19 protein-coding genes are annotated in these 22,947 nt (G+C 72.7%); 6 read left to right on the top strand and 13 right to left on the bottom strand.

Annotated elements, in window-relative coordinates:
• The first annotated feature begins 120 nt into the window (after positions 1-120).
• Entirely contained in the window at positions 121-2,382 is a 2,262-nt protein-coding gene (locus tag ACIBEC_RS27285) for a catalase (RefSeq protein ID WP_360500172.1), read from the top strand.
• A 58-nt stretch (positions 2,383-2,440) separates the two neighbouring features.
• Here ACIBEC_RS27285 and ACIBEC_RS27280 read toward each other — a convergent pair whose 3' ends face one another.
• The 3 genes from ACIBEC_RS27280 to ACIBEC_RS27270 form a co-directional block, all read right to left on the bottom strand.
• Entirely contained in the window at positions 2,441-2,746 is a 306-nt protein-coding gene (locus ACIBEC_RS27280) for a WhiB family transcriptional regulator (RefSeq protein WP_360500169.1), read from the bottom strand.
• A 269-nt stretch (positions 2,747-3,015) separates the two neighbouring features.
• Entirely contained in the window at positions 3,016-3,786 is a 771-nt protein-coding gene (locus ACIBEC_RS27275; protein WP_360500167.1) for a methyltransferase domain-containing protein, read from the bottom strand.
• A 7-nt stretch (positions 3,787-3,793) separates the two neighbouring features.
• Complete coding sequence (locus tag ACIBEC_RS27270) at positions 3,794-4,216, bottom strand: hypothetical protein (RefSeq protein ID WP_360500165.1); 423 nt, start codon at positions 4,214-4,216, stop codon at positions 3,794-3,796.
• An 88-nt stretch (positions 4,217-4,304) separates the two neighbouring features.
• Here ACIBEC_RS27270 and ACIBEC_RS27265 point away from each other — a divergent pair, with 88 nt between their 5' ends.
• Positions 4,305-5,102 carry a class I SAM-dependent methyltransferase gene (locus tag ACIBEC_RS27265; protein WP_360500162.1) on the top strand — a complete coding sequence of 266 codons (798 nt, stop codon included), beginning with the start codon at positions 4,305-4,307 and terminating at the stop codon, positions 5,100-5,102.
• Positions 5,103-5,230: 128 nt separating this feature from the next.
• On the opposite strand, the gene ACIBEC_RS27260 is transcribed toward ACIBEC_RS27265, so the two are convergent.
• Together ACIBEC_RS27260 and ACIBEC_RS27255 are read right to left on the bottom strand one after the other, a co-directional pair.
• Positions 5,231-6,487 carry a glycosyltransferase gene (locus ACIBEC_RS27260; RefSeq protein ID WP_360500159.1) on the bottom strand — a complete coding sequence of 419 codons (1,257 nt, stop codon included), beginning with the start codon at positions 6,485-6,487 and terminating at the stop codon, positions 5,231-5,233.
• Positions 6,484-7,278 carry a MerR family transcriptional regulator gene (locus ACIBEC_RS27255; protein WP_360500157.1) on the bottom strand — a complete coding sequence of 265 codons (795 nt, stop codon included), beginning with the start codon at positions 7,276-7,278 and terminating at the stop codon, positions 6,484-6,486. The genes ACIBEC_RS27260 and ACIBEC_RS27255 overlap by 4 nt, the downstream gene beginning before the upstream one ends.
• A 449-nt stretch (positions 7,279-7,727) precedes the next feature.
• Here ACIBEC_RS27255 and ACIBEC_RS27250 point away from each other — a divergent pair, with 449 nt between their 5' ends.
• Positions 7,728-8,111, top strand: a complete 384-nt coding sequence (locus ACIBEC_RS27250) for a VOC family protein (protein WP_360500154.1) — start codon at positions 7,728-7,730, stop codon at positions 8,109-8,111.
• Between the two features lie 331 nt (positions 8,112-8,442).
• Entirely contained in the window at positions 8,443-9,282 is an 840-nt protein-coding gene (locus tag ACIBEC_RS27245) for an SAM-dependent methyltransferase (RefSeq protein ID WP_360500152.1), read from the top strand.
• A gap of 224 nt (positions 9,283-9,506) precedes the next feature.
• Here the strand turns inward: ACIBEC_RS27245 and ACIBEC_RS27240 are convergent, their stop codons facing one another.
• From ACIBEC_RS27240 to ACIBEC_RS27230, 3 genes are all read right to left on the bottom strand, one after another.
• Complete coding sequence (locus tag ACIBEC_RS27240) at positions 9,507-10,757, bottom strand: D-arabinono-1,4-lactone oxidase (protein ID WP_360500149.1); 1,251 nt, start codon at positions 10,755-10,757, stop codon at positions 9,507-9,509.
• Between the two features lie 75 nt (positions 10,758-10,832).
• Positions 10,833-12,764 (bottom strand): phosphatase PAP2 family protein, encoded by a 1,932-nt coding sequence (locus ACIBEC_RS27235; RefSeq protein WP_360500147.1) that lies wholly within the window; start codon positions 12,762-12,764, stop codon positions 10,833-10,835.
• Positions 12,765-12,862: 98 nt separating this feature from the next.
• Complete coding sequence (locus tag ACIBEC_RS27230; protein WP_360500144.1) at positions 12,863-14,224, bottom strand: jacalin-like lectin; 1,362 nt, start codon at positions 14,222-14,224, stop codon at positions 12,863-12,865.
• A 370-nt stretch (positions 14,225-14,594) separates the two neighbouring features.
• Between ACIBEC_RS27230 and ACIBEC_RS27225 the strand changes: the two genes are divergently transcribed.
• Entirely contained in the window at positions 14,595-15,851 is a 1,257-nt protein-coding gene (locus ACIBEC_RS27225) for an SLC13 family permease (protein WP_360500427.1), read from the top strand.
• 4 nt (positions 15,852-15,855) lie between these two features.
• A complete protein-coding gene (locus ACIBEC_RS27220; RefSeq protein WP_360500142.1) occupies positions 15,856-16,347 on the top strand; it encodes a universal stress protein in 492 nt (163 codons plus the stop codon).
• A 207-nt stretch (positions 16,348-16,554) separates the two neighbouring features.
• Here the strand turns inward: ACIBEC_RS27220 and aspA are convergent, their stop codons facing one another.
• The 5 genes from aspA to ACIBEC_RS27195 all read right to left on the bottom strand — a co-directional run bounded on the left by aspA (position 16,555) and on the right by ACIBEC_RS27195 (position 22,835).
• Positions 16,555-17,964 (bottom strand): aspartate ammonia-lyase, encoded by a 1,410-nt coding sequence (gene aspA / locus ACIBEC_RS27215; RefSeq protein WP_360500140.1) that lies wholly within the window; start codon positions 17,962-17,964, stop codon positions 16,555-16,557.
• Positions 17,965-18,010: 46 nt separating this feature from the next.
• Positions 18,011-19,027: an asparaginase gene (locus ACIBEC_RS27210; RefSeq protein WP_360500138.1), complete on the bottom strand. Its 1,017-nt coding sequence runs from the start codon at positions 19,025-19,027 to the stop codon at positions 18,011-18,013.
• A 102-nt stretch (positions 19,028-19,129) separates the two neighbouring features.
• Positions 19,130-20,569 carry an amino acid permease gene (locus ACIBEC_RS27205; RefSeq protein WP_360500136.1) on the bottom strand — a complete coding sequence of 480 codons (1,440 nt, stop codon included), beginning with the start codon at positions 20,567-20,569 and terminating at the stop codon, positions 19,130-19,132.
• Entirely contained in the window at positions 20,566-21,297 is a 732-nt protein-coding gene (locus ACIBEC_RS27200; RefSeq protein ID WP_360500133.1) for a FadR/GntR family transcriptional regulator, read from the bottom strand. The genes ACIBEC_RS27205 and ACIBEC_RS27200 overlap by 4 nt, the downstream gene beginning before the upstream one ends.
• 278 nt (positions 21,298-21,575) lie before the next feature.
• Positions 21,576-22,835, bottom strand: a complete 1,260-nt coding sequence (locus ACIBEC_RS27195) for a hypothetical protein (protein WP_360500130.1) — start codon at positions 22,833-22,835, stop codon at positions 21,576-21,578.
• Between the last annotated feature and the right edge of the window lie 112 nt (positions 22,836-22,947).

The raw sequence follows: 22,947 nt of genomic DNA, 5'->3' as shown, positions 1-22,947 counted from the left end.
ACATCCAGCCGGCCTCTCGCGGTGCGCCGCCGCCGCGAGCCGTCCAGCCCGGCCGATAGTCGTCTGTAGGCGGCCCATCCATCCCGAAGTGGGTGGACACATGTTCGATCAGGAGGATCAATGCGCGAGTCCAACCCGGTCCAGAAGGCCGTGCACACCGTGGCTGAGGCCGTGACAGGCATGGCGGACCGCCACCGTCCGGAGGTTCCGGGTGCGCCCTCGGCAGAGTCGCCGACGGTCGCCGAGCCCACCGAGCCGCGCGCGCCGCTGCCGCCCAAGCCGGACCAGAGCGCGCCCGCCGGCCTGTCCGCGACCGGCCGTGGCACGGGCGCGTCCGCGGACCTGCGGGCGCAGAACGGCGGGTATCTGACGACCGCCCAGGGCGTTCGGCTGCCGGATTCGGACCATTCGCTGAAGGCCGGGCCGCGCGGGCCGGTGCTGTTGCAGGACCACCACCTGCGCGAGAAGATCATGCACTTCGACCACGAGCGGATTCCCGAGCGGGCCGTGCACGCCCGTGGCGCGGCGGCGCACGGCGTCTTCCGCGGCTACGGCACAGCCGCCGCGGTCACCAAGGCGGCGTTTTTGGCCGACGGCGTCGAGACACCGGTGTTCGTGCGGTTCTCCACCGTGCTCGGCTCGCGCGGGTCGGCGGACACCGTGCGCGACACCCGCGGCTTCGCGACGAAGTTCTACACGACCGAGGGTGTCTTCGATCTGGTCGGCAACAACATCCCGGTGTTCTTCATCCAGGACGCGATCAAGTTCCCGGACGTCGTACACGCCGCCAAGCCCCACCCGGACCGGGAGATCCCGCAGGCACAGTCGGCTCATGACACGTTCTGGGACTTCGTGTCGCTGCACACCGAAGCCACCCACCACACCCTGTGGAACATGTCCGACCGGGGCATCCCCCGCTCGTACCGGATGATGGAGGGCTTCGGCGTCCACACCTTCCGCCTCGTCAACGCCGACGGCGCGAGCACGCTGGTCAAGTTCCACTGGAAGCCGAAGCTGGGCGTGCACTCCCTGGCCTGGGAGGAAGCGCAGCTGATCTGCGGCATGGACCCCGACTTCCACCGGCGTGACCTTGCGGACGCGATCGAGGCCGGCGCGTTCCCGCAGTGGGAGTTGGGGATTCAGACCTTCCCGGACACGCCGGAGCAGACCTTCGAAGGCGTGGACCTGCTCGACCCCACGAAGATCGTCCCCGAGGAGCTCGCCCCGGTGCAGCCGGTCGGCCTGATGACGCTCAACGCCAACCCGGTGAACTACTTCGCCGAGACCGAGCAGGTCGCCTTCCACCCCGGCCACCTCGTGCCGGGCATCGACATCACCGACGACCCGCTGCTGTCCGGCCGTCTCTTCTCCTACCTCGACACGCAGATCACCCGCCTGGGTGGCCCGAACTTCGCCCAGATCCCGATCAACCGCACCCACGCGCCGGTCAACGACATGCTCCGCGACGGCTTCCACCAGGACGCGGTGCACAGCGGCGTCGCCCCGTACAAGCCGAACTCACTGGACGGCGGATGCCCGTTCTTCGCCGGCGCCGGCGAGCACGCGTTCATCGAGCACCCCGTACCGGTGGCCGCCGCCGCGAAGGTCCGTGCAGCGCCCGCGTCCTTCGCCGACCACTTCAGCCAGCCGCGCCTGTTCTGGGCGAGCTTGAGCCCGGTGGAGCGCGAGCACGTGATCGCCGCGTACACCTTCGAACTCTCCAAGGTCCACGAGCCGGCCATCAAGGAGCGGACCCTGGGGGTGCTCGCCGACATCGACCCGGTGCTCTGCGCCGAGGTCGCCACCGGACTCGGCATGCCCGCTCCCGCCGCCACGACCCCGCCCGTAGAGGTCACGCCGAGTCCCGCTCTCTCCCAGCTGACGGGGAGTTGGCCGGCTGAGGGGCGCGTCATCGGTATCGTCGCCGACCACTCCGGCGATGCGGAGCTGGTGCGTGCGGCACGGGACGCGGTGCGCGGCGCCGGGCTGACGGCCCTGGTCATCGCGCCGACCGGAGCACCACTGGCGGACGGCCTCGCCGTGCAGCGCACCTTCGGGGCGGCCCGCTCCGTCGAGTTCGACGCGCTGCTCGTGCTTCGCACCCCGGCCCCGGCAGCCGACGACCGCGGTGCGCGCGACGCGAAGTCCAACGGCTCCTCACCGGTCGACTCCCGGGTCGCGCTGCTGGTCAACGAGGCCTACCGGCACGCCAAGCCGATCGCCGGTCATCCCGCTGCCCGGGCGGTGTGGACGGCCGCCGGGATCGACCCCCAGGCGCCCGGGATCCTGACCGGCGAGGACCCGGCCGAGCTGGTGACAGGTGTCGTCGGCCTCTTGGGCACCCACCGGGTCTGGGACCGTTTCCCGGCCGGGCCCAGCTGAGTGCGGTTGGCGCCGCGCCCAGCCTTGACGCGCTGGTGCCGTCCTCGGGGTTAGCCGGTCAGGCTGCTGCCCGGGTGCTGCGGACAGGCGTTCGCCTGGTGAGGAGGCGGCGGCGCTCGTCCTCTGTCAGTCCGCCCCAAACTCCGTAGGGCTCGCGTGTCGTGAGTGCATGTCGTCGACATTCGATCCTGACCGGGCAGTCGGCGCAGACGGCTTTCGCGGCCTCCTCACGGTCGTCGTGGGCGGCTCCGCGCTCGCCGGAGGGGTGGAAGAACAGACTGTTGTCCGCCTGGCGGCAGGCGCCGTCCAGCTGCCAGTTCCAGTTATGGTCGAATGCTCCGGGCAAGCGGGAGATGTCCGTCACGGTATGTACCCCTTCCGATGTCGGCGAGCGCTGCACGGGGACTCGTCTAACCGGCTATCGGCGCTTCAACCACACTGCGGTGAGGTTCCCTTGGGCCCGGTGGAGCGTGCCGGCCGTCTCGACGTGCCTGTCCGCCCTGTTCGCGCTCGCCCGCGGGCAGCGGGCAGCGGGCAGCGGGCAGCGGGCAGCGGGCAGCGGGCAGCGGGCAGCGGGCAGCGGGCAGCGGGGTCAACCCATATCTGCACAATGCGGACACCGGATCGGTCGATCTACTTGCGGGCCTCGATCAGGAAGCGTGCCGAGTGGGCCACGAACGGGCCCTCGGCCCGGATCCGGGCGTCCAGTTCGCGCAGCCGGTCCCGGTAGGCGTCGACGGTGAAGCCCGGGACCATCCAGATCACCTTGCGCAGGAAGTACACCACCGCGCCGATGTCGCGGAACTCCATGCGCAGCCGCTCGGAGCGCAGGTCCACCACATCCAGCCCGGCGGCCCGGGCCTCTTCGCTCTCGACCTCGGGCCGGCGGCCCTCGCGCGCCTTCGGCTGCGGCCCGAGGAAGTACTCGACCAGTTCGAAGACGGACGCCGGGCCCACATGCTGGCCGAAGTAGCTGCCGCCGGGCCGCAGCACCCGGGCGATCTCCGGCCACCAGGCCCGCACCGGGTGGCGGCTGCTGACCAGGTCGAAGGCCTGGTCGGCGAAGGGCAGCGGAGGCTCGTCCCGGTCGGCGACCACCACCGCACCCAGCGGGTGCAGCAGCCGCGTGGCGCGGGCGATGTTCGGCGGCCAGGACTCGGTGGCCGCGAGGACCGTCGGCAGCCGTCCGTGCGGCTCGGCGAGCCGCAGGGCCCCGGCGAGCACCTCGCCACCGCCGGTCTGGACGTCCAGAGCCGCCGTCGCCGTGCCCAGCCGTTCGGACAGCAGCCGCTGGTAGCCCCAGGAGGGGCGTTCCTCGGTGGCCCGGCCGCCCAGCCAGGAGAAGTCCCAGCCGTCCACGGACACGGCCTGGGCCTCGGCGATCAGCTCTTCGAAGGTGCGCATGCCCGCATCATCCCGGCGGCGGCACCGCACGGCCACCGGATTCCGTGCCCCGTCCGTGCCGCAGGACCCACCCGACCCGCACCTCCAGGCTCCCGGCGGCGATCAGCCCGGACACCGGCTCCGTGCCACCGCCGTCCGCCTCGAAGGCGACCAGAACGCCCGGCGGCTCGCCGCACTGCCGCCCGACCAGCCGCCGCTCCTCGGGCGTGGGCGCGCGGAACACCGGGTCGTGGAAGTCCGCCGGGCAGCGGACGTACAGCGGGTCGGCGAAGACCAGCTCCAGGCCGTGGTGGTAAGCGAGGTCGTACCCGGCGGCCAATCGCAACTCGCCCGGGCGCCAGGAGAAGACGTCCCAGTCCCACCAGGAACCCTCGGGCAGTTCGACCGACTGCTGCTCCGGGCCCGTCCGCCGATCCTGCGCGGGTTGCATCCGTCCCCCTGCTCGGCTTGCCTGCCCTAGCCCGTTTAAACCCTTCCGAAAGTACTCCGCGCCGGTGCTCCTCCGCGAGGATAGCGCCATGAGCAGCTCCCCCATCGCGCGCTTCTACGACGCCTTCGCGGCGGGCTACCACCTCCTCTACCCCGACTGGGACGCCTCCGTCGCCCGCCAGGGCGCCGCGCTGGACGCCCTGATCCGCGAGCGGCTCGGCGACGGCCTCCGTGAGCGGCTCGGCGACCGCGCCGCCGAGGTGCTGGACTGCGCCTGCGGCATCGGCACCCAGGCCATCGGGCTCGCCGGGCTCGGGCACCGGGTCACCGGCACGGACATCAGCCCGGTGGCCTCCCACCGCGCCGCCGCCGAGGCCACCCGGCGCGGGCTCGCCCTCCCCACCGCGGCCGCCGACATGCGGCAACTCCCCTTCCCTGACGGCCGCTTCGATGTCGTCGTCTGCGCGGACAACGCGCTGCCGCACCTGCTCACCCCCGAGGACGTCCTGGCCGGGCTCGGCGAGATGCGCCGCGTCCTGCGCCCGGGCGGTCTGCTGCTGCTCACCACCCGCCCGTACGACGAGCTGCGCCGCAGCCGGCCGTCCTCCACCGCGCCGCAGACCGCCGAGCGGGAGGGGCAGCGGTCCGTCGTCTTCCAGCTCTGGCAGTGGCACGAGGACGGCGAGCGGTACGACCTGGAGTTGTTCCAGCTGATGCCCGACGACGCCGGGCAGTGGCGGGTCGACGTCCACCGGTCCACCTACTGGGCCCTCACCCAGGCGCAGTTGAGCGCCTTCGCCGAGGAGGCCGGCTTCGCCGGGGCCGACTGGCGGGCGCCCGCCGACACCGGGTTCTTCCAGCCCGTCCTGATCGCCCGGGCGCCGTGAGGTCTGCCGCACCCCGTCGTCCCTGTCACCCGGTATCCCGGCGACGGGCCGGACCTGGACGCTCACTCGCTCTCCCGCCCCGTCTCCGCCATCCCCTCCCTCGCGTCACCGTTGCCGGCACCCGCGCCTCACCGCCCCCGCCCCCGCCCCATGACACCGGCCTGCCGATCAGCCCCCACGGCTGCCACCGCTTCCGCGACCCGCGCCGCGCCGTTCTCCTCCGCCATCGCGCGAGCCACCGCCTCCGCCCGCGTGCGCAGTGGCCGGCCCTCGACGGCCCGGCGGATGGCTTCCGCCAGCCCGGCAGCCGTCAGGTCGGCGAACCGGATCGGCGCGGCGGCGGTGCCGGCCCGGACGAGCCGGTCGGCCCAGAAGGGCTGGTCCGCCATCACCGGGACCGGAACGCTCGGGACGCCGGCGCGGAGGGTCGCGGCCGCCGTGCCGGCGCCGGCGTGGTGCACCACAGCCGCCATGCGGGGGAAGAGGTGGGCGTGCGGCACCTCCCCGACGCTCAACACGTCGTCGTCCTCCTCCGCGATCCCGGCCCAGCCCGCCTGCAGCACACCCCGGACTCCCGCCCGCCGCAGCGTGTCCACCGCGAGGGCGCCCAGCCGCTCGCCCTGCCCCGCCGCCATGCTGCCGAACCCGATGAACACCGGCGGTGGTCCGGCCCGCAGGAAGTCCTCGACCTCGGCCGGGAGCCGGTAGTCCGCCGCGACGTGCGGCCACCAGTTGCCGACCACCTGCAACCCGTCCCGCCAGTCGGCCGGGCGCGGCACGAGGGTGGGGCTGAACCCGTGCAGCACCGGCCAGTTCGCCCGCTCCACGGCCCGCCGCCGGGCGCCCTGCGACCCTGCCGGAAGGCCCAGCCGCGACCTCAACCGACGCGCGGCCCCGGTGTGCAGGCGGTCCACGACCCGCTGGCCGAGCGCCCCCGCGGCCCGGTTACCCCATCTGCCCAGTGAGCGGCTCCCGCCGACGACCGGCGGGAACTCCCCCGTCGGCAGGGTGGGTTGGAGGTAGACCCCGAGGCTCGGTACGTCCATCGCCTCGGCGAGGTGCCAGCCCAGCGGCGCGGTGGTGGTGCCGAGCAGCAGCAGATCGGCACCGGGCGCGGCCGCGTCGGCGAGCCCGTCACCGAGCCGGTCGATGAACGCGGCGGCTCGCGCGAGCAGTTCGGAGCGGCCGCCCTCCGGACCGGTGGGCGCCCCGCGCGGGTCGACCGGCAGCGGGCGGAACTCGAGGCCGCTGCCGGCCACCAGCTCGCGGAAGGTCTCCGGCGCGGCGAGCGCGACCTGGTGGCCCTCGCCACGCAGGTGCGCCCCGAGCCCGGTGTAGGGCGCGACGTCACCGTGGGAGCCTGCGGCCATCACCAGGATCCTCATCGCGTCACCTCGGAGCCGCTCGCGCCGTGCCGTTCGGCGTTGTGGCCGATGGCCGTCCGGAGGTACCCGGCCAGCTCCGGGCGTTGCTCGGCAGCCGGAACGACGAGCGCGAAGGCCCGGGCGTCCGCCTCGTAGTCGTCGGCGATCCGGCAGTGCATCTCGGGCGGGCAGGGCGTGAACCACCGGGTGATGTGCTGCCGGTGCTCCTCGGCGAGGTCCAGCACCGCCTCGTGGTCGGCCGGGAGGCCCTCGTCGAAGGCGGCCAGCAGTCGACGGCGCCACCCGGCGGCCTCCGCCATCAGCTGCCGCCAGTCTTCCTTCGAGTGGGTGGCGGCGCGGGCCAGCGCCTCCCGGTGGCTTTCCCGCTCGCCCCACTTGAGGTGGGCGTCGGCGGCGTAGCTGAGGTCGAAGACGACGTCGCCGAAGACCTCGAAGCGCTCTTCCGGGCCGAGTTCGACCCCCGTGCGCTGGACGTCGATGGCCCGCTCGGCGACGTCGACCAGTTTCTGCAGCCGGGCGATCTGCTCGGTGAGGGCCTGCCGTCGCGCCACCAGGTGCTCGAGGGCGTTGGCCTGCGGGTCGGCCAGAATGTCGGCGATCTCGTCGAGCGGGAAGCCGAGTTCCCGGTAGAAGAGGATCTGCTGCAGCCTGGCGAGGTCCGCGCCGTTGTAGAGCCGGTAGCCGGCCGGGCTGCGTTCACTGGGTGACAGCAGCCCGGACCGGTCGTAGTAGTGCAGGGTCCGAATGGTCACCCCGGCGAATCCGGAGACCTGTCCCACCGACCAGCTCATGAGTCCCTCCCGTACATCCGTGCATGCATGCGTGCGTGCGTGCACGCACGCATCTGTGGCTTCGTGCGTTCGCTGTCCCCCACCGTGCGGCCTGACGTGGGGTAAGGGTCAACACGCGCAGCTCGGCGGCCTGCTCCGTGGGCCGGGAACCGGAGCCGGTCAGGTCTCGCGCTGCGGATGGTAGGCGCTCTCGGGTATGCCGAAGGTCCAGGCGACCCCGGCGCGGGCCCGGGCCTCGGCGGCGACGGCGGAGTCCTGGAGCGTGTACGGGCCGGCCGGCCGCAGGGCCGGTGATGAATCGGCCGCCGACGACCACGTTGCGTGAAGGTTTACGAATGCGCCCGCGTAACGCCCAGCCACCGCCGCGCACGCTGTGGAGCCACCGATCCCGTCCGTGGGCGCACCTGCCTCGAGGTGCCTAGCCTGGAAGCAGAAGGAGGCGAATCACCATGCTGGGAGACGCACAGGTGCTGGCCATGATCCCCGCCGCCGATTTGGCGCGGGCCAGGGCCTTCTACACCGACACCCTGGGCCTGAAGCTCGTCGAGGAGACCCCCGAGGACCTCACCTTCGAGAGCGGCGGCACCCGGTTCGGGATGTACGAGACACCGAGCGGAGGCCAGGCCGCACACACCCTGGCCAGCTTCAAGGTTGCCGACCTCGACGGCGAGGTGTCAGCGCTGCGAGCCCGCGGCATCACGTTCGAGGAGTACGACTTCCCGGGCCTGAAAACCGTCGACGGCATCGCTGAAGGCAGCGACGGCCTGCGCGCCGCCTGGTTCAAGGACAGCGAAGGAAACGTCCTCTGCGTGGCCGAGCGCCCCGCCAAGTAACGCCCGCCCGACCCCAACCCCCGAACGGCCGGGCGGGACGTCTCAGCCCCGCCCGGCCGGTCCGCTCGGTCCTGACCGCGGAAGGTGCAGGTCTGCGCACCGCCGTGCTCCCCGCTCTCGTCGTCCGGCATGCCCGGCGGGGGTACCGCTCCCGGAGCGTCCGTCCTCTCCCCGGCGCCGCTCCGGCCGGGCACCGATCCGCCGCAGGCTGGTGAGCGGCGGGCTACTGGCATCTTGCCCGCCCCACCTGTCACACTACTGACCATACGTCAAGTCATATCGTCCTTCCGGTCGTGCTGCGGCCGCGGGGAGGAAGCGGGGAGCAGCGGCGATGAACGTGGAAGATCCGGGCCTGGAGAAGCCGCTCAGCACCGTCATACGGCAGGACATACCGCACAGCGCCCGCATGTACGACTGGTTCCTGGGCGGCAAGGACCACTACGAGGTGGACCGCGAGGCCGCCGAGCGAGTGCTCACGGTGTTCCCGACCATGCGGATCGCGGTCTGGGCGAACCGGGCGTTCATGCACCGGGCGACCCGGACGCTGGCGCAGCGGGGCCTGCGCCAGTGGTTGGACGTCGGCACGGGCATTCCCACCTCCCCGAACCTGCACGAGGTCGCGCAGTCGGTGGCTCCGGAGGCGCGGGTGGTCTACGCGGACAACGACCCGATCGTGCTCGCGCACTCGCGGGCGCTGATGACCAGCACGCGGGAGGGGCGGACGGCATACGTCCACGGCGATGTACGGGATCCGGACTCCATCCTGAGCGCCCCTGAGGTGGCGCGGACGCTCGACCTGGGGCAGCCGGTGGTGTTGTCGATGGTGGCGTTGCTGCACTTCGTCCCGGATCTCGGTGAGGCACGCACGATCGTGGAGCGGCTCCTGAAGCCGTTGCCCTCGGGCTCGGCGCTGGTGCTCTCGCACGCCACGGCGGAGCTGGACCCGGAGGGCGCGCCGATGGTGCAGGAGATCTACAACAAGGCGGGCACCTCGCTGCGGCTACGGCCCCGCGCCGAGTTCGAGACCCTCTTCGAGGGGCTGGACCTGCTGGAACCCGGGATCGTGCCCGCCCACCGCTGGCGCCCGGACGAGGACGCTGCCGACGGGTCGCCGGACGGTGTCACGGATGCCCAGGTGTCGTTCTACGCGGGTGTCGCCATCAAGAACTAGCCGGCTCACGGACCGGGGCTGTCACGCGGACCTCCCTCGAGGCGGGCGCGCCGGCGGTGTGGAAGTCGAGATCGTCGCTGGTGACCTGAGGCACGGGCGGTGGTGACCGAACGGCCTCCCGACCTGCGCGGCAGCGTGAGCCGTCGGGGACCCCGGCCGCACGTCGGCCGGGGTCCCCGAGCGATCGGCGAAGGCACGGAAGCCTGGGTCCCGAGGAGTCCGTACTACCCGATGTCGAAATGGCGGGCGACGAACTCGTTGCGGAACTTGCCCGCCGGGTCGACGTCGCCCAGCAGCCCCCGGAAGTCCTCCCAGCGCGGGTACGACTCCCGGATCGCCCCGGGCGCCGTGGTGAAGACCTTGCCCCAGTGCGGCCGCGCGGCGAAGGCGGACAAGGCCTCCTCGACCGTCCTGACCGCGTCCGCCACGGCCGCCGCATCGGGGTGCCAGGTGAAGTGGAAGGCGACACAGTCGCGTTGGTAGGCGGGGCTGAGCCACAGCGCGTCGGCCGCCACGGTGCGGATCTCACCGATCTGCAGGGCCGGTGCGATCCGTTCCCTGACGGCGTCCAGTGCGTCGAAGGCGCGGACGGCGTCGGCGCGGTCGACGAAGTACTCGGACTGCAGTTCGTCGCCGCTGCTCGGAGTGAAGTCCGCCCGGAAGTGCGGGAGCCGGGCGTGCCACCGGCCCGGGACGCCCAGTTGCCGCGTGCAGGGTTCGGGCGGGCACCCCGGCACGGGGTGGCGCGGGCCGTCGGCGAGCACCGCGCCGAGCCAGGTCCGGGGCGCGTCGGGGCCGCCTCGCCGCTTGAGCCAGACCTGGTCGATGCGGTCCGCACGCCAGCCGGTGAAGAGGCTGACGCTGTACGCCGCCGCCATGATCTCGTCGAACCGTTCCCGCAGCACGGCCGTCGGCAGGCCCTCGTAGACCCACTGCCGGACTCCGAAGGCCGGCACCACGTCCAGGGTCAGCCGGGTGACCACGCCGAGGGCGCCCAGGGCCACGACCGAACCGGGGAACTCCGCCGAGCCCCGGCCGATCGTCACCAGGGCGCCGTCCGCCGTGACCAGCTCGACGGCCCGGACCGCCGTGGCGAGGCAGCCGTTGGCCACCCCCGATCCGTGCGTCCCGGTGGCGCACGCGCCCGCGACCGAGATGTGCGGCAGCGACCCGAGGTTGTGCAGCGCGAATCCCGCCCGGTCCAGCACCCCGGCGAGCTCGCCGAACCGCATCCCGGCGCTCACCGTGACCGCGCGGGTCCGCTCGTCCGGCTCGACCGCCCGGGGCAGGCCGGCGACGGACACCAGGTCGCCCGTGGTGTCGGCGATCGCGTTGAACGAGTGCCCGGTCCCGAGGACTCTCACGGACCGGCTGCCTGCGACGATCCGCCGCAACTCGGCCACGGAGCGCGGCTCGTGGAACCGCTCGGCGCCGAACGTGATGTTCCCGGCCCAGTTGGTCGCGGCCACGGTCATGGGGTGTTGCCTCCTCGGTCTCGGGAACACACCGGTGCGGTCGGCGGCGGGTCTGCGGCGGGTCAGTGTGGCGGGTCAGCAGCGGGTCAGCCGTACCGCGAGGCCGTCATGGGTGTAGAGCGGCGTCGCCCGGTACCCGCCCGCCTCGACCGTGACGCTGCCGAACCCGCCCTGCGGCGTACGCCCGCCGATCACCGGCAGCACCACGTCGTCGCCCAGCGCGCGGGCGTCCGGCAGCCGCAGGACGAGCTGCGCCCCGGGGCCGAGCGTCACCCGGCCCGCGACCGTCAGGGCCGGGGCATCGCGGTGATGGAGCGTCAACTCCAGGCGTGTTCCGGTGGCCGACTGCAGGTAGTCGCCGTGCACCCGGACGGCGCCCCGCTCGGTGTCCACCCGCAGGATGCCGCCGAGGACCTGGACGTCGCCGCGCCCGAGGGCGTCACGCGAGCCGGCCGCGAGGGCTCCGGCCGCCACCACGGTGGGGCCCGTGTAGCGGTTGGTGCCGCTCAGGGTCAGCGTCCCGGTGCCGCGCTTGGTGAGGCCGCCGGGCCCGGCGATGTCGTTGCGCCAGGCGTCGGCCGCGCGGAACCCGCCGTCGGCGGCGTTCAGCTCCACGGTCACGTCCCGCTCGAACGAGCCGTAACCGTCGGCCGCGGCGAACAGGTTGAGCCGGCCCCACATCTCCGGGCCGTCCAGCAGGACGTAGCCGGAGGGCAGGGCGGTGGTGCGCAGCACCTCGCGGCGCTGGGCGGCGTCGAGGTAGGGCAGTCGGGTCTCCAGCAGGACCTCGGCGCCCTTGGGCACGACCATCGGAACGTCCCGGCCGCCGCGACGCAGGACGTACGTCAGCCGCCGGGTGACCTGCGCGGCGTTGGCCGCTCGGTCGGCGTACGGGTCCTCGGCCGCAGTGGCCCGGTGGGCGAAGGCGTACAGGGTGTCGGCCGTGGTGCCTGTCTTCGCCTGGAGGTACGCGGCCGCCTGGCTCCGGGCGGCGGTCTTGAGGGCGGCGTTGCGCGGGTCGGCGAGGGTGGCCGCGGCGAGCGCGGTGGCGAGCGTCCGGCCGCCGATAACGTCGAGCGGGGAGTGCATGCCCGCGGTGATCCGGGTGTGGCTGAGCTCGAACGCCCGGGCGATCAGTTCCTGGAAGCGTTCGGGCACCGCGTACGCGAGGGCCAGCGCGGCCAGGTGGAAGGCGTTGGTGTGCCCGCTCACGAAGCCGCCGTCGTCGACCGGCGAGGTGCTGCGCTGGCGCAGCAGTTGTGGGGCGACGGCGACGTCCGAGGCATAGACCGGGTAGCCGAGGGCGTCGGTGGTGCCGGTGTCGACCACCGCGCTGTCCTCGGTCAGCCGCCAGGGACGCGGGTACCGGTAGGCGTACTTGGCGGGGTTGCCGGAGGCGTACGGTCCGCGGAGCGTGTTGACCAGGGCCGCCACGTGCCCCAGCTCCGAGTCGACGGCCCCGGGGCCGAGCGCGGACCCGGCGGGCGCGTCGGCGGGGACGGCGTCGTCGACCTTCGCGGGCGGGGTGGAGTCGGGCGCCGTGGTGATGGAGGTGACGGCCCGGGCGCCCGTCCGGTACGGGCCGGCGAGTGGGCCGAGGCCGGCGATGACGGCGTAGCTCTGGTGCTGGCGGTCGTAGATGAAGGCCTCCCGGGCCTGCGCCGCGGTGCGCCGCGTGGTGACCCGCACGCAGTAGCGCACGTTGGCGCGCAGGACGTCGGCCAGCAGCGGCGAGCCGTCGTTCCACGACCCGCCGGTGTGCCAGATCCGGTTCATCCCGGTGAGGATGCGTACGGCCGCGTTCCCCTCCGGGGTGAGGTCGGCCATCGTGTTGGTCGCGTAGGAGTCCACGAAGGCGGTGCTCCGGGCGGGGCCGCCGGGCGCCGCGGCGGCCCGCTGCGGGGCGGCTGACAGGCTCAGGACCGTGGGCGCGGCAAGGATGCCGACCGAGGTGCCTGCGGAGTTCCGCAGGAAGCGGCGGCGGTCCAGGGTGGGCTGATCGTTCATGCTGGTCTTCCTGTGGTGGGCCTGGCGGGCGGAGCGGCGTGCGGGAGCGGGGACGGTCCCCGGCCCGGGTGGCGGCCCGGGCCGGGGAGTCGGGGGGGTCAGCGGCGGGTGAACAGGAAGCCGAGCTTGTCGACCTCGTCACCGGCGCGTCCGTGGAACCCGGCGATCTGCCAGCCGGCGGGCGCGGTGCGGGTCACGCAGTCGGCGGTGGTGCTGCCGCCGGCCAGGGTCCGGCCCAGGTTGGTGGTGAACGAGACGTGGAAGACGCGGGTGTGCCCGTTGTACGAGCCCTGGCAGAGCGTCGCCGAGTTGACGTACTCGCCGCTGCCCAGGGTGAGCGAGGAGGCGGTGCCGCCGGAGCCGCCGTGGGTGAGGGCGGTGCCGTCGGCGAGGGTCAGTCCGACCTGGTCGACCCGGGCGCCGGCCCGCAGGCTGACCACGTCGGCCCGCGCACCGGCCGGAACGCGGTCGATGTCGTCGTAGAAGTCGCCGTGCGGGCCACCGAACTGCTCGCTCGCCAGGTAGGCCGGGTTTCGGCTCCAGGTGAAGCCCACGGCGATCGGGTCGTGGTCGGAGAGCATCGTGCCGGAGCCGTCCAGGAAGTCTGCGTGCTTGTTGGCGCACGAGGTCGCGGTCAGCGAGACGAGCGCGCTGCCGCGGTACAGGACCTTGTCGACCACCTCGCAGGTGTCGGTGGGCGCGTTCTGGTCGCAGAGCAGCGGGTCGGCACCCCTGGTCGGGGCCACGCCGCCGCGTTCCAGCCCCACCCACGCGTCGGTCAGCCGGTTGTCGGCGGCGAAGGCGGCGATGGTGTCGTCGGCACGCGTGTAGCGCGTGTTGGTGTCACCCGCCACGACGACGGCGTTCCCGGACGAGTGGGTCCTGATGTAGTCGGTGAGCTGCGCCAGGTTGGCGGCGCGGGCGGCCTCGTCGCCGGTCGCCGTCCCCGCGTTCGCGTGGAGGTTGTAGAAGTCCACGTACACGCCCTCGGCCAGCCGGGTCCGCATGAAGGTGAACCCCTTGGGAGTGAGGCAGTCTCCGGAGTCCAGCCGGCAGTCCTTCCACGTGACCCGCTCGAAGTCGTCGGTGTCGTGGGCGAGGTCGGACAGGGTGTTGAGGCCGCTGCCGATGCCCGCCCCGCCACTGGTCGCCGTGCGGTTCGGGTGCGAGTCGGCGGCGTACAGCGCGGCGTGGTAGTCGAAGTCCTCCTGGACGTTCACGACGTCGTACGGCGCCAGCCGGCCGCCGATGGCGGTGGTGCTGCTCTGCCGGTCGGTCGAGGCACTGGACAGGACCTGCGGAAGGCCGGCGACGTTGTAGGTCAGCACGGAGAACGAGCCGCCCCCGGTGTCGGCGTGCGCGGCCGGCGCGCCGATCAGGCCGCCCAGCGAGGCGGCCGCGCCGAGCGCGCCCACGAGGACGGAGCGGACGAAGGCATGACGGAGGCTGGGCTTGGACATCGGTGCTCCGATCGGAGGACAGCCGCGGGAATCCGGTGCCCCGGAGCGTATGAGCGAACCATGAGCGCGTCAACATGTTCGAATCCCCCATCAATCGGCCCTGACCTGGGACTTTATGAGGCCATGCCACATTTTTCACAAATGTTCTGTTAGCGTTAACAGAGTGTTCGTGCCGCGCCGTGGCTCGGACACCGTGCGACCTCGGCGGCGGTCGAGGCGGTGGGTGGTACCCGGATACCACGTCTTGCGCATCGCGCACCTCCCCCGCGCCGACGCCGACGGGGCTGTCGCGACCGGTACATTCCTACCGGCTCACCTGCGTGTTTCCGGATCGGGTGGGCGGCCACCGTCACCTGCGAGGAGCAAGACCCTGAGTACGTCATCCGCGGAAGCCCTGTCCGTCGGACTGCTGGTGCTGGTGCTGGCCTGCGCGGTGGTGCGGCCGTGGGGCTGGCCGGAGGCGGTGGTCGCGGTCCCGGCGGCCGGGCTGGTGGTGGCCGTCGGAGCGATCTCGCCGTCGGACGCCCTGGCCGAGGCGCAGCGGCTCGGGCCGGTGATCGGGTTCCTGGCGGCCGTGCTGGTGCTGGCGCAGCTGTGTGATGACGAGGGCCTGTTCCGCGCCTGCGGGGCGTGGATGGCCCGGACGTCGGCCGGGAGTCCGCGGCGGCTTCTGGTGCAGGTGTTCGGGGTCGCCTCGGTGGTCACGGCGGTGCTCAGCCTGGACGCCACCGTGGTGCTGCTGACGCCGGTGGTGTTCGTCACCGCGGCCCGGCTCGGCGCGCGCCCCAAGCCGCACCTGTACGCCTGCACCCACCTGTCGAACACCGCCTCGCTGCTGCTGCCGGTCTCCAACCTCACCAATCTGCTGGCCTTCGCCGCCAGCGGGCTGAGCTTCACCCGCTTCGCCGCGCTGATGGCGCTGCCGTGGCTGGCGGCCATCGGTGTGGAGTACGTGGTGCTGCGCCGGTTCTTCGCCGCCGACCTGGACGCGGGCGCCCCGGCCGCGGGCGAGGCCGCGGCCCCGGAGATGCCGCTGTTCGCGCTCGTCACCGTCGCCTGCACACTCGCCGGATTCGTCCTGACCTCGATCGTCGGCGTCGATCCGGCCTGGGCGGCCCTGGCCGGCGCGCTCGCGCTCGCCGTCCGGGCCCTGATCCGGCGTCGCACCACCCCGGTCGCGATCGTGCGTTCCGCCGCCGTGCCGTTCCTCGCCTTCGTGCTGGCGCTCGGCATCGTGGTCCGGGCCGTCGTCGACAACGGGCTGGCCTCCGCGCTCGGGCACCTCGTCCCCCACGGCGCCTCGCTGCCCGCCCTGCTCGGCATCGCGGCGCTGGCGGCGGTGCTCGCGAACGTCATCAACAACCTCCCCGCCACCCTCGTGCTGCTCCCGCTGGCCGCCCCGTCCGGTGCCGGCGCGGTGCTGGCGGTGCTGCTCGGGGTGAACATCGGCCCCAACCTCACCTACGCCGGCTCGCTGGCCACCCTGCTGTGGCGGCGCATCGTGCGCGAGCACGACACCGAGGTCGGCCTGGGCGAGTTCACCCGGCTCGGACTGCTCGTCGTGCCCGCCGCCCTGGCAACGGCCGTGGTGGCACTGTGGGGGTCCCTGCACATCATCGGAGGCTGACCGCGTGACCGTCGTCGTCTGGATCACCGAAGGCACCTGGCCCGCCTGCGTGGACGCCGCCCGCGCCCACGCACCCCGGGAGGCGGAGATCGTCCTGCTCCACGTCAGCGGCCAGGAGATCCCCGGCGTCGCGCACGGCGCGTTCGCCGGGCTGCTCGGTCGCGGCCACCGCGAGCGCGACCCCGGCACCCGGGTGGAGACCCTGGCGGCGGCCTCGGCCCGGCACCTGCTCGACGCCGCGGCCGAGCGTCTCGGGCGGCCCTGTGCCCACGTGGAGCGCACCGGGCGGGTCGAGCGCGAGGTCGTCGCAGCCGCCGAGGGCGCCGAGCTGCTCGTCCTCGCCCGCGACGGCGACCGCACGCGCCTCGGCCCGCACAGCCTCGGCCCCGCGACCCGTTTCGTCGTCGACCACGCGCCCTGCCCCGTACTGCTGGTCTGGCCGGAACCCGCACCCGGCGCCGACACGCTTCCTCCCCCGCCGCCCCACCAGCGATGACGCGACCGGCCTGCGTCCAGCGCCCGGGTCCGGCCCGGGGCGGGTGACTCGGCGGCACCAGCCCGCCGGACGGCGCAGCCGCGCGGAGCGTGTGGCTGCCGATACTCGCCGCGCGGCGTGGTCCGGCCTGATCCGGATGAACGCGATGCGCCGCCACACCGGGACCGGTGCGGCGGCGCATCGTTCGCTCCCGAACCGTTCCTGCTCTCAGGCGACGGGCGCGCCGGTACCGGCGATGACCTCGGGCCGCAGCAGGGCGGCGAGCCTCTCGGCCGGCAACAGGCCCTTCTCCAGGACGAGTTCGGCCACGCCCCGACCACTGGCGAGGGCCTCCTTGGCGATGTCGGTGGCGGCCGTGTACCCGATGTGCGGGTTCAGGGCGGTCACCAGGCCGATGGAGTTCTCGACGGTCGCGCGCAGCACCTCGGTGTTGGCGGTGATGCCGACCACGCAGCGCTCGGCGAGGGTGAGGCAGGCGGCCCGCAGGTGGGTGATCGACTCCGAGAGCGAGTGCAGGATGATCGGCTCGAAGGCGTTGAGCTGGAGCTGCCCGGCCTCGGCCGCCATGGTGACGGCAACGTCGTTGCCGATCACCTCGAAGGCGACCTGGTTGACGACTTCGGGGATCACCGGGTTGACCTTGCCGGGCATGATGCTCGAACCTGCCTGCACCGGCGGCAGGTTGATCTCGCCGAGGCCCGCGCGCGGCCCGGAGGACAGCAGTCGCAGGTCGTTGCAGGTCTTGGACAGCTTGACGGCGACGCGCTTGAGCACACCGGACATCTGGACGAACGCGCCGCAGTCCTGGGTGGCTTCGACCAGGTTGGCCGCGGTGACGAGGGGCAGCCCGGTGAGGTCCGCGAGGTGGCGTCGGGAGGCTTCGGCGTATCCGGCGGGGGCGTTGAGGCCGGTGCCGATCGCGGTCGCGCCGAGGTTGATCTCGTGGATGAGCTCGACGGCCTCGGCGAGTCGGCTGCGGTCCTCGTCGAGCATGACGGCGAAGGCGGAGAACTCCTGCCCGAGTGTCATCGGTACGGCGTCCTGCAGCTGGGTGCGGCCCATCTTGAGCACGTCGCCGAACTCGACGGACTTGCGGGCGAAGGCGTCCTGGAGGACGGCCATCGCGTCGAGCAGGCCGCGCACTGCGGCGACGGTCGCGATCCGGACGGCGGTCGGGTAGACGTCGTTGGTGGACTGGCCGAGGTTGACGTCCTCGTTGGGGTGGAGGTGCCGGTACTCGCCCTTGGCGTGACCGAGCAGTTCCAGCGCCCGGTTGGCGACGACCTCGTTGGCGTTCATGTTGGTCGAGGTGCCGGCGCCGCCCTGGATGACGTCGACGACGAACTGGTCGTGCAGCTTCCCGCCGCGGATCTCGCGGCAGGCGGCGACGATCGCGGCGGCCTTCCGCGGCTCCAGCAGGCCGAGTTCCTCGTTGGCGAGGGCGGCGGCCTCCTTCACGGCGGCCAGGGCGTCGATCAGGTGCGGGTAGGCGGAGATGGGCGTGCCCGTGATGGGGAAGTTCTCGGTGGCGCGCAAGGTATGGACGCCCCAGTAGGCGTCAGCGGGGATGTCGCGGTCTCCGAGCAGGTCGTGCTCGCTGCGGGTGGCGGCAATCATGGTGTGCGGGTCCTCTTCCTGAGGCGGGTGCGGGGTCGTGGATCGGTCACGCTGGAGCAGCGCAGGTTTGCGGCGCCAGTGCCGGCACCGGGCGCACCTCGCCGACGCGGTGGCCGCCGCCGGCCGTCGCTTCGCCGGCGCAGTCCACCAGCAGCCGGGGATCGACTCCTGCCAGCGCCAGCGCGGCGGCCGCCACCGGGACGCGCGCCCGGTTCGCCCCGTCGGCGATCTTCACGGCGACGGCGCGGCCGTCCGGCAACGCGGCGATCTGGACGCCCTCGAAGCCGTCCTTGGCGAGCAGTCCGGGCACCGCGCGCATCAACGCGGCCGTGTCCCGTCCGGTGCCCGAGGCCATCTCGGGGTGACCGCGCAGCGCGTCCGCGACCCGGAACCCGGGGGTCCCCGGCGCCGCGGTGGCGATGCGGGCGGCGGCGCGGGCGAGGCCGTGCAGGGAGACCGCGAACAGCGGGGTGCCGCAGCCGTCCACGCTGGTGTGCGCGGTGCGCTGGCCGGTCAGCTCCTCGACGACGTCGGCGATCTCCCGCTGGAGCGGATGGACGGGGTCGAGGTAGGTCTTCAGGGGCCAGCCGTTGAGCTTGCAGAGGTAGAGCATCGCGGCGTGCTTGCCGGAGCAGTTCTGCGCGAGCCGGGACGGCGGCCGGTCACCTCGCACCCAGGTGTCCCGGACGGCCGGGTCGTACGGGTGGTCCGGTACGTTGCGCAGGTCCTCCTCGGCGAGGCCGGCCAGTTCGAGGATCCGCCGGGTGCCGGCGAGGTGGCGTTCCTCCCCGGAGTGGCTGCCCATCGCGAGGGAGAGCAGCTCGCCGTCCAGCGGCAGCCCGGCCCGCACCATGGCGACGGCCTGGACCGGCTTGAGGGCCGACCGCGGGTAACAGGCGGCCTCGATGTCACCGAGCCGGAACCGGACTTCGCCGTCCGCGGCGAGGACGACGACGGAGCCGTAGTGGACCCCCTCGATCATGCCGCCGCGGGTGACGTGGGCGACGGGGACGTGGTGGGGTTCGCGGATCGCGGGAGCGTCCGCAGGGGAACTTCTGTGCATCACTGCCTCGATCGGTGGTGGGGCGCTTCCGGTCGGTCGGCCGGCGGCGGCCCTCGGCGACGGCGGGAGCGGTCCGCGCGTCGTCGTGGGCCGCCGCTCGGTTCAGCCGTCGGCCCTGGCGGCTTCGCGCGCGGGGCGCCTGCGGACGGCGTACCAGCCGGCGACGAGTGCGGCGGCGATCAGCGGCACGCACAGCACGGTGGTGCGTCCGGCGCCGCCGTCGGCGTACATCAGGACCAGGACGGAGGCGAGGAAGGCCAGCGTCACGATTTCGGTCCAGGGGGAGCCGGGCAGGCGGTACGCGGGGCGGGTCAGTTCGCCGGCCCGGGTCTTCCGCCAGAAGAAGAGGTGGCAGACCATGATCATGCCCCAGGTGGCGATGATGCCGATCGCCGCGAGGTTGAGCACGATCTCGAACGCGTCGGCGGGCACCACGAAGTTGAGACCGACACCCAGGACGCACATGCCGCTGGTCAGCAGGATGCCGCCGTACGGCACCTGGGTGCGGCTCATCCGGGCGGTGAAGCGCGGGGCGGACCCGTTGACGGCCATCGAGCGCAGGATGCGGCCGGTGGAGTACAGGCCGGAGTTGAGCGAGGACATGGCCGCGGTGAGAACGACGAGGTTCATCACGCTGCCGGCCGCCGGGACACCGATGTGGGACAGCACGGTCACGAAGGGGCTCTGGCCGGAGGTGTACCTGTTCCAGGGCATCAGCATCGACAGCAGGACGACCGAGCCGACGTAGAAGAGGCCCACGCGCCACATGATCGAGTTGATCGCCTTCGGCATGATCTTCTCAGGATTCTCGGTCTCCCCGGCCGTGACACCGACCAGTTCGACGGAGGCGTAGGCGAACACGACGCCCTGGATGATCAGCAGCATCGGCATCAGGCCGTGGGGGAAGATGCCGCCGTTGTCGGTGATCAGCGACGGACCGGGTACGGTGCCGTCGACCGGGTGCCGGGTGACCAGCAGGAAGATCCCGATACCCATGAAGACCACCAGCGCGCTGACCTTGACGATGGCGAACCAGAACTCCAACTCGCCGAAGATCCGCACCGAGATCAGGTTCACGGTGAGCACCACGGCCAGGGCTATGAGTGCGATGACCCACTGCGGGACGCTGGAGAACAGATGCCAGTAGTGGGTGTACGTCGCCACCGCCGTGATGTCGGCGATGCCGGTGGTCGCCCAGTTGAGGAAGTACATCCAGCCCGCGGTGTACGCGCCCTTCTCCCCGAGGAACTCCCGGGCGTACGACACGAAGGCCCCGGAGGACGGGCGGTACAGGACGAGCTCGCCGAGCGCCCGCACGACGAGGAACGCGAAGAGGCCGCAGACGGCGTAGGCGACGAACAACGAGGGGCCGGCATCGGCGAGACGCCCGCCGGCGCCGAGGAAGAGGCCGGTGCCGATCGCGCCACCGATGGCGATCATGTTGACATGACGGGGTTTCAGGGACTTGCTGTAGCCGGTGTCCCCGGCATCGACGTGACGGGTCGTGGGACGGTTCTCGTCTTTGAGGAACTGCTCGCTCACGCCTCGGATCTGCCTTCCGTGGGGGTGTCCGCCCGCTTGGGGCGCACGATGTCGGTGAGGGTCGTCTCGACCCGGTGGAGGTGGTGCGACATGGCCTCGACGGCGTCGTGTTCCGAACCGTCCACCAGCGCTTCGACGATCGCCCGGTGCTCGCAGTTGGACTGCTCGCGCCGACCGCCCAGCTCGTTGAGGAAGGTCGACTGACGCGCCAGTGCGTCACGGATCTCCTCGATGACCCGGCGGAACACCGGGTTCTGGGCGGCCTCGGCCACCGCCAGGTGGAACACGGTGTCCAGTGCGACCCATGCGGTGGTGTCGGTCTCCCGCTCCATCCGGTCGAGCAGGTGGGCCAGGTGGTCCAGGTCCCCCGGGGTGCGGCGCAGCGCCGCGTACCCGGCGACCGGGATCTCGACGTGCCGGCGCACTTCCAGCAGGTCACTGGCCGCATAGTCGCCGAAGGTGGGGTCCTCGACCGTGTTCGCCACGACGAAGGTGCCCTTTCCGGTCTTGGAAACGGTCAGGCCCATGGCCTGGAGGGCCCGCAGTGCCTCCCGCAGCACCGGCCGGCTGACCTCCAGGGTCCGGCACAGCTCCGCTTCGGACGGGAGCTTGTCGCCCACCGCGTAGTCACCGCGCTCGATGGCGCTGCGCAGGTGGCCGAACACTGCTTCGGTGGCGCTGATGCGCCGCGGGATCGAGCTGGCTGTCTGGCTGTCTGACAGGTTCACTCGGTGATCCTCGGGGCACGGGCGCCACGGTGTCAAGACGCCCGGCTGCCGGGCCGCCTGGAGTACGGGGGCGACGACTTCAACACCGCGCTCGGCTTCGCGGCCGCGGGCCCTGCCGGCTCTGGCGGCTCTGGCGGCTCTGGCGGCTCTGGCGGCTCTGGCGGCTCTGGCGGAGACGCTCGCGGCGCAGGCGGAGACGCTCGCGGCGCAGGCGCCGGCTGCGTTGCCTGAGGTGGACGGCACCCGCACCGCGGGCCGAGTCCCGCGGTGGCCTCCCGCTACTCCGGCGAGAGGCCCTCGTCTGCGGTGAGGCGATCCCGCCACTCGGCCACGGCGGCGGGAGACATCGCCGCCAGCCGGGCGATCGCTTCGTCGTCCCGCCCGTCGCTCCAGCTGAGGACCCGGGCCAGGATCGTGTTCCGGACGAGTCGGATCTCCTTGAGCACCTCGTCGAGGCGCTTCAGCTCCAGGCCGGTGGCAACGAGCGTCTCGTCGACCGCCCCTCGCTCCTCGGCCCGCTGTTCCCGGAGGTAGGCCATCAGGCCGGTGAGGACCACGCCTTCGTCGAGCGCGGCGCTGCGGAACGTGTCGGCGAGGTGGCTCAACACGCAGTCGGTGGCGTCGGCGAGACTCGCACCCACGACCTTCGCGGCCTTCCAGCTGCTCCGCCCGGCCTCGCTGCCCCGGAGCCAGAGCCCGGCCTCGACCGGTGTGCGGTCGCCGCACGCGGCCGCCCGGTAGGCGTACAGGGCCGCGCGGTGGCCGTAGAAGGTATAGCCCTCCTCGATACGGACGTCCACGGGAGCACACATCCGTCCCGGCACGCCTCCGTAGCCGGAATCGGGTTCGTAGGCGGCGTAGGCGTCCAGTTCGGCGTCGGTAGCCGTCGCCCAGGCCGGGTCGCACAGCTCCGGGTTCCGCGCGAGGAAGTCCGCCACCTCGATGCGCCATCCGGGAACCCGGCTCGCGCGGGCTCCCGCCCAGGTCACCGTTCCCGCCGCGTCGAGCGTGAAGCGGCAGGCCTGTTCGAGATCGGTCCAGGCCGTGGCGGCCTCGGCGGACCACTCCGGATCCTCGGACCGGCCCACACGATGAAGGGACCCGATCATCCGCTGGACCAGGGGCAGCACCCGCCGGGCCAGTGCGTGGAGTTCGTCAACGCCGAAGAACCGCCAGGTATCGGCGCCCTGGCCGTCGATGACGCGATGGTCGAACGGGTGCACCAACACGGTCGGGGACGGCAGGGCGCCGTCCCCGACCTCGGCCCGGCGGCGGCCCGGCAGCCAGGGGCCGGCATCCCCGCCCTGCGTGCGCCAGTCGGTGTCCCCGAACCACACGGCACCCGTGTCGACGTCGACGGCCAGCCACTGCTGGTAGCCGTTGCCCGGGCCGAAGCGCTGCTCGTGATGCTCGGCCTGCCGGTCGTGCCACACGTACTCCGCCGGAGGCGGGCTGAGTTGGACGGCGACGAAACCTTCCTGCGGGGTGTACCCGACGACAACGTGCGCGGTCGGTTCGGTGTGCTCGGTCCCGGACATGCGGCTCCCTCCGTGCCGGACCGTGGCTGATCCGCCACTGTGCGGCACTGAGCCTGCCTTGCAGGAGCGTGTCCGATCAAATCCGATCACTTGCAGTCTTTGAGCACGATAT

The organism is Kitasatospora sp. NPDC051164 (assembly GCF_044455625.1).
Taxonomy (GTDB): domain Bacteria; phylum Actinomycetota; class Actinomycetes; order Streptomycetales; family Streptomycetaceae; genus Kitasatospora.
The sequence above is the reverse complement of the archived record's forward strand: the minus strand, read 5'-3'. Positions and strand labels throughout refer to the sequence as shown.